15 protein-coding genes and 1 tRNA gene are annotated in these 18356 nt (G+C 66.9%); 11 read left to right on the top strand and 5 right to left on the bottom strand.

The genetic code is table 11. The annotated features are described in order from the left end of the window. The first annotated feature begins 76 nt into the window (after positions 1–76). The 6 genes from ACZ7SW_RS37625 to ACZ7SW_RS37600 all read left to right on the top strand — a co-directional run bounded on the left by ACZ7SW_RS37625 (position 77) and on the right by ACZ7SW_RS37600 (position 7505). Positions 77–1705 carry a peptide ABC transporter substrate-binding protein gene (locus tag ACZ7SW_RS37625; protein ID WP_470235130.1) on the top strand — a complete coding sequence of 543 codons (1629 nt, stop codon included), beginning with the start codon at positions 77–79 and terminating at the stop codon, positions 1703–1705. Positions 1706–1808: 103 nt separating this feature from the next. After that, positions 1809–2735, top strand: a complete 927-nt coding sequence (locus tag ACZ7SW_RS37620; RefSeq protein WP_354743731.1) for an ABC transporter permease — start codon at positions 1809–1811, stop codon at positions 2733–2735. After that, on the top strand, positions 2728–3684 hold the full coding sequence (locus ACZ7SW_RS37615) for an ABC transporter permease (protein ID WP_470235129.1): 957 nt from the start codon (positions 2728–2730) through the stop codon (positions 3682–3684). The genes ACZ7SW_RS37620 and ACZ7SW_RS37615 overlap by 8 nt, the downstream gene beginning before the upstream one ends. 5 nt (positions 3685–3689) lie before the next feature. After that, a complete protein-coding gene (locus tag ACZ7SW_RS37610) occupies positions 3690–4715 on the top strand; it encodes an ABC transporter ATP-binding protein (RefSeq protein WP_470235128.1) in 1026 nt (341 codons plus the stop codon). Continuing rightward, a complete protein-coding gene (locus ACZ7SW_RS37605; RefSeq protein ID WP_470235127.1) occupies positions 4708–5706 on the top strand; it encodes an ABC transporter ATP-binding protein in 999 nt (332 codons plus the stop codon). The genes ACZ7SW_RS37610 and ACZ7SW_RS37605 overlap by 8 nt, the downstream gene beginning before the upstream one ends. An 83-nt stretch (positions 5707–5789) precedes the next feature. Continuing rightward, entirely contained in the window at positions 5790–7505 is a 1716-nt protein-coding gene (locus tag ACZ7SW_RS37600; protein WP_470235126.1) for a S8 family serine peptidase, read from the top strand. A gap of 41 nt (positions 7506–7546) precedes the next feature. Here ACZ7SW_RS37600 and ACZ7SW_RS37595 read toward each other — a convergent pair whose 3' ends face one another. The 4 genes from ACZ7SW_RS37595 to ACZ7SW_RS37580 all read right to left on the bottom strand — a co-directional run bounded on the left by ACZ7SW_RS37595 (position 7547) and on the right by ACZ7SW_RS37580 (position 12538). Next, a complete protein-coding gene (locus tag ACZ7SW_RS37595; RefSeq protein WP_470235125.1) occupies positions 7547–9070 on the bottom strand; it encodes an alpha/beta hydrolase in 1524 nt (507 codons plus the stop codon). A 128-nt stretch (positions 9071–9198) separates the two neighbouring features. After that, on the bottom strand, positions 9199–10719 hold the full coding sequence (locus ACZ7SW_RS37590; RefSeq protein WP_470235124.1) for an alpha/beta hydrolase: 1521 nt from the start codon (positions 10717–10719) through the stop codon (positions 9199–9201). 192 nt (positions 10720–10911) lie between these two features. Beyond that, positions 10912–11631 carry an ABC transporter permease gene (locus tag ACZ7SW_RS37585; RefSeq protein ID WP_470235123.1) on the bottom strand — a complete coding sequence of 240 codons (720 nt, stop codon included), beginning with the start codon at positions 11629–11631 and terminating at the stop codon, positions 10912–10914. A 22-nt stretch (positions 11632–11653) separates the two neighbouring features. Further along, positions 11654–12538, bottom strand: coding sequence for an ABC transporter ATP-binding protein (locus ACZ7SW_RS37580; RefSeq protein WP_470235122.1), 885 nt, complete (start codon positions 12536–12538; stop codon positions 11654–11656). A gap of 136 nt (positions 12539–12674) precedes the next feature. Between ACZ7SW_RS37580 and ACZ7SW_RS37575 the strand changes: the two genes are divergently transcribed. Together ACZ7SW_RS37575 and ACZ7SW_RS37570 are read left to right on the top strand one after the other, a co-directional pair. Then, positions 12675–13811, top strand: coding sequence for a sensor histidine kinase (locus tag ACZ7SW_RS37575; protein WP_470235121.1), 1137 nt, complete (start codon positions 12675–12677; stop codon positions 13809–13811). Continuing rightward, entirely contained in the window at positions 13808–14410 is a 603-nt protein-coding gene (locus tag ACZ7SW_RS37570; protein WP_116203600.1) for a response regulator transcription factor, read from the top strand. Before ACZ7SW_RS37575 ends, ACZ7SW_RS37570 begins: the two co-directional genes overlap by 4 nt. Before the next feature lie 40 nt (positions 14411–14450). On the opposite strand, the gene ACZ7SW_RS37565 is transcribed toward ACZ7SW_RS37570, so the two are convergent. Then, positions 14451–15941 carry a S10 family peptidase gene (locus ACZ7SW_RS37565; RefSeq protein ID WP_470235120.1) on the bottom strand — a complete coding sequence of 497 codons (1491 nt, stop codon included), beginning with the start codon at positions 15939–15941 and terminating at the stop codon, positions 14451–14453. Between the two features lie 53 nt (positions 15942–15994). On the opposite strand from ACZ7SW_RS37565, the gene ACZ7SW_RS37560 reads away from it, so the two are divergent. The 3 genes from ACZ7SW_RS37560 to ACZ7SW_RS37550 all read left to right on the top strand — a co-directional run bounded on the left by ACZ7SW_RS37560 (position 15995) and on the right by ACZ7SW_RS37550 (position 18246). Next, positions 15995–16678: a uracil-DNA glycosylase gene (locus ACZ7SW_RS37560; RefSeq protein WP_470235119.1), complete on the top strand. Its 684-nt coding sequence runs from the start codon at positions 15995–15997 to the stop codon at positions 16676–16678. 84 nt (positions 16679–16762) lie between these two features. After that, a complete protein-coding gene (locus ACZ7SW_RS37555) occupies positions 16763–18091 on the top strand; it encodes an NAD(P)/FAD-dependent oxidoreductase (protein WP_470235180.1) in 1329 nt (442 codons plus the stop codon). A gap of 81 nt (positions 18092–18172) precedes the next feature. After that, positions 18173–18246: transfer RNA gene (locus ACZ7SW_RS37550), tRNA-Leu, on the top strand. The last annotated feature ends 110 nt before the right edge of the window (positions 18247–18356 follow it).

Below are 18356 nucleotides of genomic sequence, written 5' to 3'. Positions count from 1 at the left end.
ACCCGGTGATCCGGTTACGAAGGGCCGATCACGCTAGCCTCCATCTCGCTATTCGGACGCTAGAAACGGAGGGGACATGCGGGGTTCATCCAGGCTCTGGAGCGCGGCCGCAGTCGTGACAACCTTGTCACTGCTCCTGACTGCCTGTGGGGGCGGCGGATCCAGCAGCGGGTCGTCGGGAGAGGCGGATCCGAACGGGACCTTCACGGTCTACGGAACGGAGCCGCAGAACACGCTGATCCCCACGAATACCAACGAACTCGGCGGTTCCAAGGCCGTCGACCCGATGTTCGCGGGACTCGTCGTCTACAAGGGCGAGAACGGCGAGCCGTCGAACTTGATGGCGGAATCGATCACCACGAGCGATTCCAAGGTCTACGACATCAAGATCAAGCACGGCTGGAAGTTCCACGACGGGACCGAGGTCAAGGCGAAGAACTTCGTCGACGCCTGGAACTACGGGGCCAATTCGGCGAACGGCCAGATCAACAGCACGTTCTTCGAGAACATCCAGGGCTACTCCGACGTCCACCCCGCCGACAAGACGGCGAAGCCGACCAAGGACACCATGTCCGGCCTGGTCGTCAAGGGCGACTACGAGTTCCAGGTGACCCTCGAGGCCCCGTTCTCCGTTTTCGCCACGAAGATCGGCTACACCGCCTTCGACCCGCTGCCGGACTCCTTCTTCAAGGACCCCGCGGCCTTCGCGAAGCACCCGATCGGCAACGGCCCGATGAAGTTCGTCAGCCGCACGCCGAACGTCGAGATCAAGCTGACCCGCTTCGACGACTACCAGGGCGCGGACAAGGTCAAGTTCAAGGACCTGGACATCAAGATCTACGCCAGCCAGGAAACCGCGTACCAGGACCTGCTGAGCAACAAACTCGACTTCATCGAGACGCTGCCGCCGTCCGCCCTCACCGCGGAGAAGTACAAGACCGACCTCAAGGACAACCTGGTCACCGGGCACCTGCTGGGAATCAGCACGATCGCGGTGCCGTACTACGTTCCCGGCTACAACAACCTCGACCTGCGCCGGGCGATCTCGATGGCGATCGACCGCGCGCAGATCACCAAGACGGTCATGCACGACACCTACGTGCCGGCGGACAGCTATGTCTCGCAAGGCATTCCGGGCTACCGGCCGGGCGTGTGCGGCGAGTACTGCAAGTTCGACCCGGCGAAGGCGAAGGAACTCTTCGCGAAGTCCGGGTTCAAGGGCAAGCTCACCATCGCCTCGAACGCCGACGGCGGCCGCAAGGAGCCGTTGGTGGCCGCGTGCAACAGCATCAAGAACACCCTCGGCGTCGAATGCGATTTCGTCCCGGCGACCGACTTCGGCCAGTGGCGCAGCATCGTGACCGGCCACAAGCTGACCGGCATGGGCCGTTCCGACTGGTCGGCGGACTATCCGTCCATTGAGGACTTCCTCAACCCGCTTTACCGGACCGGGGCCTCATCGAACGACTCGACGTACTCCAACCCGCAGGTCGACGCTCTGCTGAAGCAGGCCGACTCGACGGCGGACAAGGACGCCGCGGTCAAGCTGTACCAGCAGGCCGAGGACCTGATCGCGAAGGACCTGCCCTCGATCCCGGTGTGGGACGAGAAGGGCGTCGCAGCCAAGTCCAAGCACACCAAGACCGTGGTCCTCGACTTCCGCCGCCGCGCGGACTACTCCTCGGTCGAGGTCCTCAAGAAGTGATGCGCTGACTCGTCCGTTCCCACCACGCGGCTCGTGAGCGGCGATCCCGGTTAGAACCGCGATCGCCGCTCGCGAGTCCGGCGCGCACTCCTAGGAACCACGCATGATTCGTTACGTCCTGCGTCGCCTGCTCCAGCTGATCCCGGTGTTCTTCGGCACCACGTTCCTGATCTACGCACTGGTGTGGGCCGTGCCCGGGGACCCGTTCTCCGGCAAATGCGGTCAGCAGGCCTGCCCGCAGGCCTACATCGACCTGATGACCGAGAAGTTCCACCTGAACGACAATCTGATCGTCCAGTATTTCAAATACCTCGGGAGCCTGTTCAGCGGCGACTGGGGCGAGACGTTCAACGGCTCCTCGGTCGGCGAACTGATCTCCACCTCCTACCCGATCACGCTGCGCCTAGCGCTTGTCGCGGTGCTCATCGAGGCGATCATCGGCCTGACCGCCGGGGTGCTGACCGGCTTGCGCGGCAAGGGTTTCCTCGACAACCTGGTGCTGGTCTCGACCACGTTCCTGATCTCGCTGCCGGTGTTCGTCACCGCGATCGTGCTGCAGATCGTGCTCGGCGTGAACCTGGGCATCATCGACGCGAGCGTTTCGGACGATCCGAGTTTCGGCGAGCTGATCGTGCCGGGCATCGCGCTCGGCAGCCTCTCGATGGCTTATGTGGCCCGGTTGACGAGAACGTCGATCGCGGAGAACCGGCACGCCGATTACATCCGCACCGCCATCGCCAAGGGGCAGCCCAACAGCCGCGTCATCGGCATCCATTTGCTGCGCAATTCGGTGATCCCGGTGCTGACCTTCCTCGGCACCGACCTCGGCTCGCTCATGGGCGGGGCGATCGTGACCGAGGGCGTGTTCAACATCAACGGTCTCGGCGGGCTGATCTTCCGCGGCCTCCAGAACCGGGAAAGCGCGACCGTCGTCGGCGTCGTCGTGCTGCTGGTGCTGGTGTATCTGCTGATGAGCCTGATCGTGGACCTGCTCTACGCCGTTCTCGACCCGAGGATCCGTTATGACTGACCCGAATCTCGTCGGTGGCGGAGGGATCGACGCGGCGCAGCTGTCGCATGTGGACAGCTCGGCCGACGCCGGTCCGAAGAAGCCGCGCAGCCTGTGGGGCGACGCGTGGCGGCAGCTGCGCCGCAAGCCGGCGTTCGTGATCTCCGCGTTGATCATCCTGCTGGTAGTGCTGATCGCGATCGCGCCGGGGCTGTTCTCGCATCGCGACGCCGGCTACAGCGATCTGACGCACGCCAACGAAGGCCCGTCCGCGGACGCCTGGTTCGGCTACGACAACCAGGGCTACGACGTCTACGCGCGGACCATCTACGGCACCAGGGCCTCGCTGCTGGTCGGTGTTTTCGCGACGCTGCTGACCGTCCTTTTCGGATCGTTGATCGGCATCGTCGCGGGCTACTACGGCCGGCTCATCGACAGCCTGCTGTCCCGCCTCGGCGACGTTTTCGCCGGACTTCCGTTCGTGCTCGGCGCGATCGTCATCCTCACTACGTTCAACGCGCCGGGCACGAATCCCGGGCAGGTCACCATCATCGTGCAGGTGGTGTGCTCGATCGCGGTGCTGACCTGGCCGGTGGCGATGCGCATCATGCGGTCCGCGACGCTGGTGGCCAAACAGCTGGACTACGTGAAGGCGGCCCGCGCGCTCGGGGCCAGCACTCCGCGAATCGTGTTCCGGCACCTGCTGCCGAACACGATCGCGCCGGTGCTCGTGTATGCCACGATCGCGCTCGGCGCGGCCATCGGAGCCGAGGCGACGCTGGCGTACCTCGGCATCGGCGTGCGACCGCCGGTGGTGTCGTGGGGCGTCATGATCAGCGACGCGCGCGACTATTTCCGCGCGGTCCCGCACATGCTCCTGTTCCCCGGTGCGTTCGTCACCGTCACCGTGCTCGCGTTCGTGATGCTCGGCGACGGTATCCGCGACGCGCTCGACCCGAAGTCGAGGTAGCCGCAATGTCCACAGTGTCCAGTTCACCTGGTCCGACGGCGGAGAACGAGCTGCTGCTCGAGGTCGAAGACCTGCACGTGGAGTTCCGCACCTCCGACGGCGTGGCCAATGTGCTCAACGGCGTCGGGTACTCGGTGCACGCCGGGGAAACCCTTGCCGTGCTGGGCGAATCGGGCTCCGGCAAGAGCGTCACCGCGCAGACCGTCATGGGAATTCTCGACACTCCGCCGGGCGTGATCACCGGCGGGTCGATCCGCTATCGCGGCGAGGATCTGCTCACCGCGTCGGCGGACCGGCGCCGTCAGGTGCGCGGTGCGGAGATCGCGATGATCTTCCAGGACGCGCTTTCGGCGCTGAACCCGGTGTTCACCGTCGGGTTCCAGATCGAAGAGCAGCTGCGGGTCCGGCTGGGGATGTCCAAAAAGGACGCGCGCAAGCGGGCGGTCGAACTGCTCGACCTGGTGCGGATCCCGGCCGCGCAGCGGCGGATGAAGGACTATCCGCACCAGTTCTCCGGCGGGATGCGGCAGCGCGCGATGATCGCGATGTCTCTTGCTCTCGACCCGGATCTGCTCATCGCGGACGAGCCGACGACCGCGCTGGACGTGACCGTGCAGGCGCAGATCATGGACCTGCTCGCGGACATCCAGCGGGAACGGCGGATGGGGCTCGTCCTCATCACGCACGACCTCGGCGTGGTCGCGGAGGTCGCGGACCGGATCGCGGTGATGTACGCCGGGCGGATCGTGGAACAGGCCGACGTGCGGGAATTGTTCAGCTCGCCGGGGCATCCCTACACCGCCGCGCTGATGGATTCGCTGCCCCGGCTGGACCTCAAGGGACAGACCCTGGAGACCATCAAGGGCCTGCCGCCGAGCCTGCTCGACATTCCGGCCGGATGCCCGTTCCATCCGCGGTGCAAGCGGGCCGTGGGGCGGTGCCGCGACGAGCGGCCGTCCTCGCACTCGCTCGGGTTCGGCCGGGTCAGTGCGTGTCACTTCGCCGAGGAGGTGGTGGAGAGCCGTGGGTGAGCCGATTCTCAGCGTGCGCGATCTGGTCAAGCACTTCCCGGTGCGCGACGGCGTGCTGTTCAAGCGGACGATCGCACACGTGAAAGCCGTTGACGGCGTGTCCTTCGACCTGCAGCCCGGCGAAACGCTCGGCGTGGTCGGCGAATCCGGCTGCGGCAAGTCGACGCTCGCCCAGGTGCTGATGCGCCTGGAAGAGCCGACGAGCGGGGCGGCGACGTTCGAAGGCCGCGATCTGTTCAAGCTGCGCGGTGCGGAACTGCGGCGGATGCGCCGGCAGATCCAGATCGTGCTGCAGGACCCGTACACGTCGCTGAATCCGCGGATGACCGTCGGCGACATCGTCGGCGAGCCGTTCGAGATCCACACCGACGTCGCGCCGAAGGGTTCGCGGGCGAAGAAGGTGCAGGAACTGCTGGAGGTGGTCGGGCTCAATCCCGAGCACGTGAACCGGTATCCGCACCAGTTCTCCGGCGGGCAGCGGCAGCGCATCGGCATCGCGCGGGCGCTGGCGTTGCGGCCCAAGGTGATCATCTGCGACGAGCCGGTGTCCGCTTTGGACGTTTCGATCCAGGCGCAGGTGATGAACCTGCTCGGGGAGCTGCAGGGCGAGTTCGGACTGTCCTATGTGTTCATCGCGCACGACCTGTCGGTGGTGCGGCATCTGTCCACCCGGGTCGCGGTGATGTACCTGGGCAAGATCGTCGAGATCGGTACCGAGGACGAGATTTACGAGCGACCGTCCCATCCGTACACCCAGGCGCTGCTGTCGGCGGTGCCGGTCGCGGATCCGGCGGTGCGCGGGCAGCGGCAGGTGATCCGGCTGGAAGGCGACGTGCCGAGCCCGATCGATCCGCCGTCGGGCTGTCGTTTTCGCACGCGGTGCTGGAAGGCCGCGGACATTTGCGCATCCGAGGCTCCGAAGCTGGAACCGCGGACGGACGGGCATCTGTCGGCTTGTCACTTCGCCGAGGTGAAGTCGGTGGTTCCGTAACAAGACGATTCCTCCGGTTTGCCGATTGCCGCACTCAGTGTCCGCTATGTACGTTGCATTGTCGGTTTTCGTGAGGAGGACTCGTGAAAAGACCAAGATTGCTCGCTGTGGCACTCGCGGTGCCATTGTTCGGTGCGTTGTCCGGCGTCGCCGTTCCGGCGGCGTCGGCCCAACCGTCCGGGCCGGTAACGGAATTCAGTGTCCTGGCGCGGGACGGTCAGAGCGTAGCCGCCGCGCAGCAGGCCGTGCGTGACGCCGGCGGGACGGTCGTCGAGACCAATACCGCCGTCGGGCTCATCACCGCCACCGCGCCCGCTACTGGCTTCACTGAGCGGGTTTCGGCCAACCGCGCGGTGTTCGGTGCGGCCAAGGCGAAAGCGATCGGCAGCGCGCCGAAGGCGGGCAAGAAGGAGAAGCCGGACGGGGTCGAGAAGGAAGGCCGCGGCAGCGTTTCGCGCAAGGCCGCGGCGAACAAGGCGGTCGGCACCGATCCGCTGGACGACCAGCTCTGGGGCCTCAAATCGACCCGCTCCGACCTCGCGCGCACCAAGCAGGCGGGCGACAAGCGGGTGAAGGTCGGCATCATCGACACCGGCGTCGACGGCAGTCACCCGGATATCGCGCCGAACTTCGACAAAGCCGATTCGCGCAACTTCACCAAGGACATCGTCGCGGACGTCAACGGCACCGTGGTCGACGGGCCGTGCGAGTTCCGCGGTTGCGTCGACCCGGTCGACCACGACGACAACGGCCACGGCACGCACGTCGCGGGCACGATCGCCGCTGCTGCCAACGGATTCGGCGTTTCCGGCGTGGCGCCGAACGTGACGCTGGTGAACATCCGCGCCGGACAGGACGCCGGATTCTTCTTCCTGCAGCCGACCGTGGACGCGCTGACGTATTCCGGCGACGCGGGAATCGACGTCGTCAACATGAGCTTCTACGTGGACCCGTGGCTGTACAACTGCCGCTCGAACCCGGCGGATTCCGCCGCGGAGCAAGCGGAACAGCGCACGATCATCGAGGCGACCACGCGGGCGTTGAACTACGCGCACCGCAAGGGCGTGACGATGGTGGTCGCACTCGGCAACCAGCACGACGAGCTGGCCGCGCCGCACGATGACGTCACGAGCCCGGACTACCCGGCGAACGGGCCGCATCCGCGCAAGATCGACAATGCTTCGTGCTTCTCGCTGCCGGTCGAAGGCCCGCACACGATCGGTGTCGGCTCGTTCGGTCCGACGCAGGCGAAGGCGGATTACTCCAACTACGGGACCGAGCAGATCTCCGTTTCCGCGCCGGGCGGGTTCTTCCGGGATGGCTACGGCACGCCTTGGTACCGGACGGTGGAGAACGAAATCCTCTCTACCTACCCGCGCAACGTCGGGGTAGCGGCCGGAAACATCGACGCGGCAGGCAATGTGACCCCGGCTGGGGTCGCGCTCGGCGTGCAGAAGGTGACCGCGGCCGACGGTCGGGTCGGCTATTACCAATGGCTGCAAGGGACTTCGATGGCCGCGCCGCACGCGACCGGTGTCGCGGCGCTGATCATTTCCCAGTATGGCAAGAAGACCGGGCATTCGGTCTCGATGGATCCGGACGTCGTGCAACGGGTGCTGGAAGGCACTGCGGCACCGATCGCGTGTCCGGTGCCGCGGACGGTCGATTACCTGAAGGAAGGCCGGGACGCTTCGTTCACGGCTACCTGCTTGGGTGACGCGTCGTTCAACGGGTTCTACGGACATGGCTCGGTGGACGCTTACTCCGCGGTGACGCGGGGCTCGGCGTTCCTGCGCTGAACGAGCGGCGGTGGGGCGGGAATCCCCCCCCACCGCCGGTTTCAGGAGCGCCGCAGCCGGTCCATGATCTTATCGGTTGCCTGTTGTTGTTGCGGGGTAAGCGATCGCGTGGCATTCGCTTCGGCAGCACAGAATTTGTCGGTCGCTGGCCGGGTGCCGTTCACCAGATAGTCGATGACGGCGTTGAAACCGCAGCTGTTCAGGAACGGAAGGGCGGCACCGTGCCCGCCTTGGTCCACAGTGACCATTCGGGCCCGGCCGCCGAACGCTTCGCGGGTGTCCTGCGCGCCGGACAGCGGTGTCGCCGGGTCTCGCAAGTTCTGTACTAGCAACAGATTCGACGGTCCCTGGTCGCTGAACTGCACTGGCGACTCGACCGGCTGGTACGGCCAGGACGCGCACGGCCAGACGTTCGCTGTCGCGCCGCCGAGCATCGGGTACGCGACCCGGTCGTGCGCGACATTGCGCTGGTAGGTGGAAATCGATCGCGGCCACGCGTGGTCCCCGCACACGATCGAGAGCATTGTGGTCACCTGGCTCTGGATCGGGCCGGTGATACTCGGCAGCGAATCGCCCGGGGGTGCCTGGTCCGTGCGGATGGCCTGCCAGAGCTGCGCCAACTGGGGGAACCACGAGGTCTGGTAGAGCAGGCCGTGCGTTGCCGAGCGGAAGAGCGAACCGTCGTATCGCCCGGCGAGATGCCGGTCGAGTTTGTCCGCGAGCTTGAAGAAAGTCGCGGTGACTTCGGCCGGTGTGGCACCGAGCCCGTAGCTCGAATGGCGGATGGCGGCCCACTTGGCGAAGTCCGGGAAGCGGTCCTGCATTCCTTCGGCGAACCGACGTGACGCGGTGATGTCGTAGCCGTCCGGGCCGAGAATGCTGTCGAGCACTACGCGATCGGCCTGCTCCGGGAACAGTGACGCGTAGGTCCCGCCGAGGTAGGTGCCGTACGACAAACCGAAATAGGAAATCTTCGACTCGCCGAGCGCGGCCCGGATCCGGTCCATGTCCCGGGCGGTGTTCGCGGTGGTGATGTAGGGCAGGATCGACGCGGACGCCGAACTGGTGCACTGCTGCGAAATCCGCTTGGAGGACGCCGCGGCCGCGGTGACTTCGGCGGGGTTGTGCGCGTAGTTCGGCACGATGGCGAGGATCTGCTCTGGTTTCAGGTCGCAGCTGACCGGGCTGCTGTGGTCGACCCCGCGCGGGTCGAAGCCGATCAGGTCGTACTCGGCGAGCAGGCTCGCGGGCAGTCCGGATTGAGCCATCTCCAGTGGGTACGTGAGGCCGGTGCCGCCGGGGCCGCCCGGGTTGAACAGCAGGACCCCGCGTCTTTTCGCCGGGTTGGTGCTGGGCAGGCGGGAGATTGCGACGCTGATCTTCTTGCCGTCCGGATTGCGGTAGTCGAGCGGTACTTCGATGGACGCGCATTGCAGTACTGGAGACGTGACGTCGGCAGGGCACTTGCCCCAGTCCACTTCAGACTTAGCCGCTGCGGCGGAGGCTGGAACCGCGGTCGCCGTCAATGCGGCGGCGGCGAGTACGACGAGCAATTGTTTGCGCACTGGTTTCCTTTCCGCGTGGAGAGCCCGAACTCGGGGAACCGGGGTGAGGGGCATAAAACCAAGCGGGCAAACGGCGGTGGGGCGGGAAGCCCGCCCCACCGCCGATCATCGTCCCACCCATCGTCTGTTCAGTGCCGCACCATCCGGTCGAGAATCTTGTTCGCCGCTTGCTGTTGCTGCGGGCTGAGCCCTCGTGCGCTCGCTTCGGCGCCGCAGAACTTGTCGGTGTCCGGACGTGTTCCGTTCACCAGGAAGTCGGTGGCGGTGTTGAAGCCGCAGCTGTTCAGGAACGGGAGTGCCGCACCGTGGCCGCCCTGGTCCACGGTGACCATCCGGGCCCGGTCGCCGAACTGTGCGCGGGTTTCCATCGCGCCGGACAGCGGGGTCGCCGGGTCACGGGTGTTCTGGACCAGCAACAGGTTCGACGGTCCCTGGTCGCTGAACTGCACTGGCGTTTCGATCGGCTGCTTCGGCCAGTGCGCGCACGGCCAGACGTTCGCCGTCGCGCCGCCGATCAGCGGGTACGCGGCTCGGTCTCGCACGACGTTGTCCTGATACGTCGAAATCGTCCGCGGCCACGCGTTGTCCCCGCACAGAACCGAAACCATGGTGCCGACCTGGCTCTGTTCGGCGGGCGTCGGGGCAGGCGGCACGGCACCCGACGGGACCTGGTTCGCGAGGAGGGCCTGCCACGCCTGGGCCAGCCTCGGGAACGAATTGTTCTGGTAGATCAGGCTATGCGTCGCCAGCCGGAAGTACGAGCCGTCGATGCCTGCCACGGGGGTTTCGTCGAGTTTGTCCGCGAGCTTCGTGAAGGTCGCGGTGACCGCGGCCGGGGTGGTGCCGAGACCGTAGGAAGAATTGCGTACGGCGGCCCATTTCGCGAAGTCCGGGAAGCGGTCCTGCATGCCTTCGGCGAACCGCCGGGCCGCGGTGATGTCGTAACCGCCCGGCCCGAGAACGCTGTCGAGCACCACTCGGTCGGTCTGGTCCGGGAACAGCGTCGCGTACGCCCCGCCGAGATAGGTGCCGTAGGAGTAGCCGACATAGGAGATCTTCGACTCTCCGAGGGCGGCCCGGATCTGGTCCATGTCCCGCGCGGTGTTCGCGGTCGTCAGATACGGCAGCACTGAAGCGGATTCCGAGGCCGCGCACTGCTGCGCGATCCCCTTGGCGAACGCGGACGCGTCGACGACGTCAGCCTCGTTGTGCGCGTACTTCGGGCCGATCACCGTCTGGTCCGCGGTCAGGTTGCAGTTCACCGGGCTGCTGTGCGCGACTCCGCGGGGGTCGAAGCCGATCAGGTCGTAATGGGCGAGCACGCTCGTCGGGAGGCCGGCCCGGACCAGGTCCAGCGGGAACGTCAGGCCGGGACTTCCGGGGCCGCCCGGGTTGAACAGCAGCACCCCGCGCCGAGCGGCCGGCTCGATGCTCTGCAGCCGGGAGATCTCGATGCTGATCTTCTTTCCGTCCGGCTGCCGGTAGTCCAGCGGCACCTCGAGCGACGCGCACTGCACTTGCGCTGGCGCGCCGACGTCGGCCGGACAGGCTCCCCAGTTCACCGTGGCCTTCGGGGGAGCCGCGTACGCCGGTACAGCGGTCACCGTCAACGCGGCGGCCGCCAGTACGACGAATAGTTGTTTTCGCACTGTCTTCCATCCTTTGCCGAGATCAATCGAACTCAGGAAACCGACGGGAAAGTGCACGAAATAAAGTTCTGTTCGCGAACGCTGCGGTTCGGCCGCCGGTCGGGGCCGACTTCCGGCCGCGTCGCCGCGGACACGTCGACGATCGAGAGCGTCGCCGAGGTTACTCCGATCTCCTCGGTGCCGGAAGGGGTTTCAGCGACGCGGTTCCCAGCGGAATAGTCGGGTCGCCAGGGTGACGCTGAGAATCAGCCACGCCGCGATCGGGCCGAGCAGGACGAGTGAGTCGGCGGCCGAAGTTCCGCCATTCCAGGAATTCAACACGAGTTCGGTGGCCGCCCCGCCGGGAAGAAGGCGTTTCAGGAGGGAAAGCTGTTCCGTTCCGGTGATTCCGATCCAACTCGCCGCGGCGAGGACGGCGAGGGTGATCGGCAGCGTGGTGACCTGGGCGTGCTCCGGGGAGTTCGTGAGACCGGCGGTGGCCAGGCCGAGGGCGAGCATCATGGCGACGGTCGCGACGACCGCGACCACCAGCAGCAGCGGGTTCTTCGGCAGTCCGGTGACCGCGGCGAGCACGGCGAGGATCACGGAGACCTGGATCGTGGTGATCACCGTGATCGGCAGGAGCAGGCCGACGAGAATGCCGGAGTCGCTCGCCGCGGTGGAGCGCAATCGCTTGAGGAACAGGTTCTGCCGCCGGGCGGCGAGAGTGGTGACGGTGGTCGTGTACAGGCCGATCGCAGTAATGAAGGAAAGCGTCAGTGCCGCGATATAGCCGAGGCTGCCGAGTTTCGCGAAGGTCTCGTGTCGGGAGATGAAGAAAGCGCTGAATGCGACCGGCAGGATCAGTGAAGTGACCAGTACTAATCGATTGCGGAAGAGCTGGATGAGTTCGCCGCGGGCGATTGAGAGCATGGGAAAGCCTTTCGAGAATGGATTAGGCGTTGCTGATGGCGCGGAAGACGTCGTCGAGGCGGGTCGGACCAGCCTCCAATTCGGCCAGTTCCACCGCGCTGTCCTGTGCCCAGCCGAGCAGGGTGTGCAGGTCTTTCTGCAGTCCGAAGGTCTCGATGAGGAACCGGCCGTCCTCCTCGCGGGTCGCTTGCAACGGCGGCATCGGCGCGTGTGGCGGAAGGCCGAAACGGATGGTCGCGGGCAGTGTCCGGGTCAGTTCGGCGACGGTGCCTTCGCGGTTGAGCGTGCCCTGGTGCATCAGCCCGATGCGGTCGGCGCGCTGCTGCGCTTCCTCGAGGTAATGCGTGGTGAGGACGATGGTGGTGCCGTCCTCGCGGAGCCGGTCTACCGAGTTCCACAGCGCGTCGCGCGACTGGATGTCCAGACCAGTGGTCGGCTCGTCGAGGAACACCAGGTCCGGCGTCCCGTACACGGCGGTCGCGAAGTCCAGCCGGCGCTTTTCGCCGCCGGAGAGCTGCGACACCCTCGTCGTGGCTTTGCGGGTGAGATCAGTGATGCCGAGCAGTCGTTCGACGTTGTCGCTGCGCTGGGTCAGGCTGCCGATCAGCCGGATCGACTCGCGTACGGTCAGGTCCGGCGAGAAGCCGCTTTCCTGCAGCATGATCCCCATCCGCGGGCGGATGGCGGCGCGGTCGCGGGGGTTCTTTCCGAACACCCGCACGGTGCCTGAGCTGGGTGCCCGGTGGCCCTCGACGGTCTCCAGCGTCGAGGTCTTCCCCGCGCCGTTCGTGCCGAGCAGCGCGTACAGTTCGCCGCGGCCGACCTGGAACGACAGGTCGCGCACGGCCTGGAAAACGCCGTAGGTGAGGTTCAGGTGGTCGACGTCGATGACTGGGGTCGTGGACATGCTCAGATTCCAGCCGGTTCTCACCGTCCTGGAGTAGTGCGGCCACGTCAGGCGAAGACATGACGCTGCGTCACTGGTGGGCCTTCGGCGGCTGCGGCATGCTGGGGTCGCAATCCGTGGCCGAAGCTGGAGCACCATGACCGAGATCCGTCCCCTGTGGACTCGTCGCGCGGCGTGGACCAGCGACGCGGTCCAGGACCGGCTCCGACGGCTCAACCTCATCACGGTGATGCCGCCGCTGCTGGTGGTCGGCGTTCTGCTGATCGTTCTCAGCAGCCGGACCTGGTGGCACGTCGTCGTCCAGGTGATCGGGCTGCTGGCCGCGACCGCCACCGCCGAACGCTGGACCGCGGGTGACTTCGTCCGGGTCGCGCGCCCCTGCCTGGTGCTCACCGCGCTCGTCTGGTTCGCCGGTGCGCTCAGCGACATCACCATGGCGTTCTACGGGCTGAGCATGGTCGGGTCGTTCCTCATCCCGCCGCTGCCGCGGCACCGGTTCGCCGCGCTGGTCGGCTTCGCCGTCCTGACCGGCGTGATCGGCGCGGCCAATATGCTGCTGCACCACGACCATCTCGGCGCGCGCGTGGTGGTCTATGTGGTGACTCCCGCGGTCGGCTCGGCGCTGTCGACCTTGTTGATGTTCGCCAGCCAGCGGCTCTACGACCTCGTGGCGGAGCTGGAAGAATCGCGGGAGAAAGAGGCAGAGCTGGCGGTGGTCCGGGAGCGCGTCCGGTTCGCCAGCGAACTTCATGACATCCAGGGGCACACGCTGCACGTGGTGAAGCTGAAGGTCGCGCTCGCGGAGAAGCTGCTGCACCGGGATCTCGAACGGGCACAAGAGGAACTGCGCGAGGTGCACACCCTGGTCGGCGAAACCATCGTGCAGACCAAGGAACTCGCCTACGCGCAGCGGCGGCTCAATCTGTCGGCCGAACTGGAGAACGCGAAGAACCTCTTCGAGGCGGCCGGGATCCATGTGCGGATCGACCGGCACGCGGAAGCTCGTTCCGGCGTGGACGAACTGCTCGGGCAGGTGCTGCGCGAGACCACCACCAACATTCTCCGGCACGCGCAAGCCCGGCAGGTGCGGATCACGCTGAACGAAACCGGGATCAGCATCGTCAACGACGGTGCCGCGGACGGCGCTCCGGAGCTGAGTGGACTGTCCACCTTGGCGGACCGGCTGGCGGATCAGGGCGGAGAATTGACAGTGGAGCAGAAGGACGGCCGATTCGTGACGGCGGCGGCCTTCCCGGAGAAGGTGTCGAGATGACGACGGTGGTGCTTGCCGACGACGAAGCCCTGCTCCGCAAGGCGATGGCCGCGTTGCTGCCGATGGAAGGCGAGATCACTGTGCTCGCCGAGGCCGAAGACGGCGAGGCGGCGGTGCGGGCCACTGTGGAGCATCGGCCGGACGTGCTGGTGATCGACCTGGAGATGCCCAATGTGGACGGACTGGGCGCGGTCGCGCGGATCCGGCGGGAACGGCCGGAACAGGTGATCCTGATGCTGACCCGGCACGCGCGGCCGGGTGTGCTGCGCAAGGCGTTGAAACTCGGCGTGCAGGGATTTGTCAGCAAATCAGCGGAACCGGCGCACATCGCGTCGGTGATCCGGACCCTGGACGAGGGCAAACGCTGGATCGACCCGGACGTCTCGGCGCTCGCGGTCGTGGACGACTGTCCGTTGACCGTGCGGGAAATCGACGTGCTGCGCGCGACGCGGGAGGGGTACTCGGTCGCCGACATCGCGGCGCAGCTGCACCTGGCGGAGGGGACTGTGCGGAACTACTTGTCGAACGCGATGCAGAAGACGCAGACGCGGACCCGGCACGAGGCGGCTCGGTACGCCCGGGAGCACGACTGGTTGTGAGTGCCTGTCGCGGTTCTCGCCGCGACAGGCACTCACGAGGTCAGCGGTTGGACGCCTTCTTCACGAACTTGCCCAGGTCCTTCGACTGCTGCACCCGCGACGGTTCGTGCACGTACATCATGTGCCCGGCCGGGTAGTAAGCCGTGTCGATGTTCTCCCGCAGTTCCTCCGGGATCTTGAGCTGCGAGAGCACGTACTCGGACGCGTAGTACGCGGTCGCGCCGTCGTAGTGCCCGAAGGCGACGTGGACCTGCAGGTGCGGGTTAGACCGCATCGCCGCGCTCAGGGTGTCCACAACGGACACTGAACGGCCCTCGAACTCCTTGTAGGACCAGGCCTTGAACACGTCGGTGGACAGGATCTCGTACGGCAGGTCGTTCTCGTACCCGAGTTCGGCGCGCACGTAGTGGTTGAACCCGGCCGAGTAGGCGCCGATGATCCGCGACACCGACGGGTCGTCGCTCATGTGCTCGACGCCGCCGTCCGGCTCCCACGTGGTGAACCGGCCGTCCATCCGGCCGACAGCCTTCCCCTGGTCGCGCAGCAGCTCGGTGAAGAACCGGATGTGCTCGATCCGCAGGTTCACGCGATCCACATAGGACTCGCTGAGCCCGGTGAGCGACGCGAGCGTCTGCACCGCCTCGGTGCGGTCCTGAGTGGACAGCCGCGCGCCGCGGGAAAGCGCCCACGGCAGCTCCTTCGAGGCGAAGTCCTCGGCGTCGGCGAGCACGTCGTCGAGCGGACGGTCGCCGTGGTGCCCGTGGTAGTGCGCGATCGCCGCGTACGTGGGCAGGTACAGCGAGTACGGCAGGTCGTTGCCCTCGTGGAAACGCAGCGTGCCGAGGTCTAGAACGGACGAGATGAGCATCAAGCCGTTGAGGTACAGGCCGTAGCGCTCCTGCAGGTGCCCGGCCAGCGCGGCGGCGCGCAGCGTGCCGTACGACTCGCCGGCGAGGAACTTCGGCGACAGCCAGCGCTCGTTGCGCGAAACCCACAGCCGGATGATCTCCGCGATCGATTCGACGTCGCCCTGGAATCCGGTGTACGGCTGGGATTCGCCGCCTTCGGTCACCCGCGAGTAGCCGGTCTGGACCGGGTCGATGAACACCAGGTCGCTGTGCGCGAGCAGGCTTTCCGGGTTGTCCTCGAGCCCGTACGGCGGCGGCACCGGGTCGTCGACGTCGCCGGACAGCACCCGGCGCGGTCCGAGCAGGCCCATGTGCAGCCAGATGCTGGAGGAACCGGGGCCGCCGTTGAAGGCGAAGGTGACCGGCCGCGAGCCCGGGTCCGCGTCGTCCAGGGTGTAGGCGGTGAGGAAAACCTCGGCCTTGGCCTGGTGGCCCTCGGACTTGCCGTCCTTTTTGACCTCTTGGCGGAGCACGATCCGGCCGGTCTGGGCGGTGTAGGCGAGCTTGCGCCGCTTGACGGTGAGCGTGTGCTGCGTCGTGACGAGGTCGTCGACGGGCTCGGCCGCCTTCGTCTCCTCGTCCTTGGTCTTCTCGGCGGTCTCGTCCGCGGTGGTGTCGGCCATGGCCCCAACCTATCCCGCGTTACCGTGGCAGCACACCGACGCGGAGGAGATCGATGCGCACGTTCGCCGACCTCGACGCGCAGCTGGTGCAGTGCCGCGCGTGCCCGCGGCTGGTCGAATGGCGCGAAGGCGTGGCCGGAACGAAGGCCGCGTTCGCGGGCGAGCGCTACTGGGCGCGTCCGGTCCCCGGTTTCGGCGCAGAGGACGCCTCGCTGGCCGTGGTCGGGCTCGCCCCGTCCGCGCACGGCGCCAACCGCACCGGGCGGATGTTCACCGGCGATCCGTCCGGAGACTTCCTCTTCTGCGTGCTGTACGAGGTCGGTCTCGCGTCGCAGCCGGTGTCCACCGCCATCGGCGACGGGCTCACGCTGCGCGGCACCCGGCTCGTGTCGCCGGTCCGCTGCGCGCCTCCGGAGAACCGGCCGACCCCCGGCGAGCGGGACAACTGCCGGCACTGGCTGGCCGACGAACTGGACCTGCTGCGGCCGACCCTGCGCGCGATCGTCGTGCTCGGGGCGTTCGGCTGGCAGGCGCTGCTGCCCGTGCTGTCCGCCGCGGGCTGGCCGGTGCCGAAACCGCGTCCGGCCTTCGCGCACGGCGCCCGGATGCAGCTCGGCGACCTAGCGGTGTTCGGCTGCTACCACGTGTCACCGCGCAATGTCCAGACCGGACGTGTGACACAGCCCATGGTGGTGACCGCGTTCACCGCCGCGGCCTCGGCGGCCGGGCTCATCTGAATCGTGACAACCAGCGTGGCGATGCTGGTCACAGCGGGGTGGGGTACCCGAGCGGAGCCGCTTCGGAAGTGCGACTATAGGTACATGGCTGCTGCGAAGTCGGAACCGACTCGGATCCTCGTCCTCGGTGGTGGATACGTCGGCCTGTACACCGCGTACGGGCTTCAGAAGATGCTGCGTGCCAACGAGGCCTCCGTGACCGTCGTTGACCCGCAGCCGCACATGACTTATGCCCCGTTCCTGCCCGAGGCGGCGGCCGGCGCGATCGAGCCGCGGCACGTGGTCGTGCCGCTGCGCCGCGTGCTGAAGCGCTGCCACGTGCTGACCGCGCGGGTCACGAAGATCGAGAACGAGCGCAAGTCCGTCACGGTCGAGGCGGCCGACGGCCACATCGAGACGCTGAACTACGACGTGCTCGTGGTCGCGCTCGGCGCCGTCGCGCGGATCCTGCCGATCCCCGGCCTCGCCGAGGAGGGCATCGCCTTCAAGACCATCGGCGAAGCGATCTACCTGCGCAACCACATCATGACCAAGCTGGACGAGGCCGCCAGCACGCTCGACCCCGAGCTGCGCAAGCGCCTGCTCACGTTCACCGTGGTCGGCGGCGGGTTCGCGGGCATCGAGGCGCTGGCCGAACTCGAGGACATGACCCGCTTCGCGGTCGAGAACTACTACCCGAACATCAAGCCGGCGGACATCCGCTGGGTGATGGTCGAGGCGGCCGGGCGGATCCTGCCCGAGGTGCGCGAGACGCTGGGTGTGTACACGGTGCAGCAGCTGGAGAAGCGCGGCATCGAGGTCTACCTGTCGACCGCGGCGAAGTCGTTCGAAAACGGCCACGTCGTGCTGTCGGACGGCACCGAGTTCGACACCGACACGATCATCTGGACCGCGGGCGTGAAGGCCAACCCGGTCCTCGCCGGCTCGGACCTGCCGCTCGACAAGCGCGGCCGCGTCGAGGCGACCGCCGCGATGCAGGTCGTCGGCCACCCGGACGTCTGGACCGCGGGCGACAACGCGGCCATCCCGGACCTGTCGCGCACCGAGCAGGACCCGACGGCGACCTGCCCGCCGAACGCCCAGCACGCGGTCCGCCAGGCCCGCCTCCTGGCGAAGAACATCATCAAGGTGATCCGCGGCGGACAGCCGAAAGACTACTTCCACAAGAACCTGGGCGCGGTCGCGAGCCTCGGCCTGCACAAGGGTGTGGCCGACGCGCTGAACCTGAAGATCAAGGGCTTCCCGGCGTGGCTGTTCCACCGCGCGTACCACCTCAAGGCGATGCCGACGTGGAACCGCAAGATCCGCATCCTGTTCGACTGGATGCTGGGCGGGCTGTTCCGGCGGGAGGTTATTTCGCTGGGGCAGATCAACAACCCGAAGGAAGAGTTCAACCGGGCTAGCAAGGGCTGAGCCTCTGTCTTGATGAAGCCGGGTCGCTTTGGGGCGGCCCGGCTTTGTCGTGGGTGGGGGCGGGTTCGCTAGGGTGGGTGGGCCCCCGTAGCCCAATTGGCAGAGGCAGTCGACTTAAAATCGACCCAGTGCGGGTTCGAACCCCGTCGGGGGCACCGTTTTTGCTGGTCAGCCTCGTCTGAAACAGTCCGCCCGAGGCTGCCGCGTCGCGTCTCCTGCCAGACAGGGGCCGCTTCAAAAGAGCTTCGCTCAACGGCACCGGAGC

This window comes from Amycolatopsis sp. NPDC114484, from assembly GCF_055633755.1.
This window is presented reverse-complemented; position numbering and strand designations above follow the sequence as displayed.

Excerpts from the sequence above, each read along its gene's own strand:
- ACZ7SW_RS37585 (WP_470235123.1), bottom strand. The coding sequence starts at position 11,631 with ATGCTCTCAATCGCCCGCGGCGAACTCATCCAGCTCTTCCGCAATCGA.
- ACZ7SW_RS37560 (WP_470235119.1), top strand. The coding sequence starts at position 15,995 with ATGCGCACGTTCGCCGACCTCGACGCGCAGCTGGTGCAGTGCCGCGCG.
- ACZ7SW_RS37565 (WP_470235120.1), bottom strand. The coding sequence starts at position 15,941 with ATGGCCGACACCACCGCGGACGAGACCGCCGAGAAGACCAAGGACGAG.
- ACZ7SW_RS37575 (WP_470235121.1), top strand. The coding sequence starts at position 12,675 with ATGACCGAGATCCGTCCCCTGTGGACTCGTCGCGCGGCGTGGACCAGC.
- ACZ7SW_RS37610 (WP_470235128.1), top strand. The coding sequence starts at position 3,690 with ATGTCCACAGTGTCCAGTTCACCTGGTCCGACGGCGGAGAACGAGCTG.
- ACZ7SW_RS37555 (WP_470235180.1), top strand. The coding sequence starts at position 16,763 with ATGGCTGCTGCGAAGTCGGAACCGACTCGGATCCTCGTCCTCGGTGGT.
- ACZ7SW_RS37580 (WP_470235122.1), bottom strand. The coding sequence starts at position 12,538 with ATGTCCACGACCCCAGTCATCGACGTCGACCACCTGAACCTCACCTAC.
- ACZ7SW_RS37615 (WP_470235129.1), top strand. The coding sequence starts at position 2,728 with ATGACTGACCCGAATCTCGTCGGTGGCGGAGGGATCGACGCGGCGCAG.
- ACZ7SW_RS37570 (WP_116203600.1), top strand. The coding sequence starts at position 13,808 with ATGACGACGGTGGTGCTTGCCGACGACGAAGCCCTGCTCCGCAAGGCG.
- ACZ7SW_RS37620 (WP_354743731.1), top strand. The coding sequence starts at position 1,809 with ATGATTCGTTACGTCCTGCGTCGCCTGCTCCAGCTGATCCCGGTGTTC.
- ACZ7SW_RS37625 (WP_470235130.1), top strand. The coding sequence starts at position 77 with ATGCGGGGTTCATCCAGGCTCTGGAGCGCGGCCGCAGTCGTGACAACC.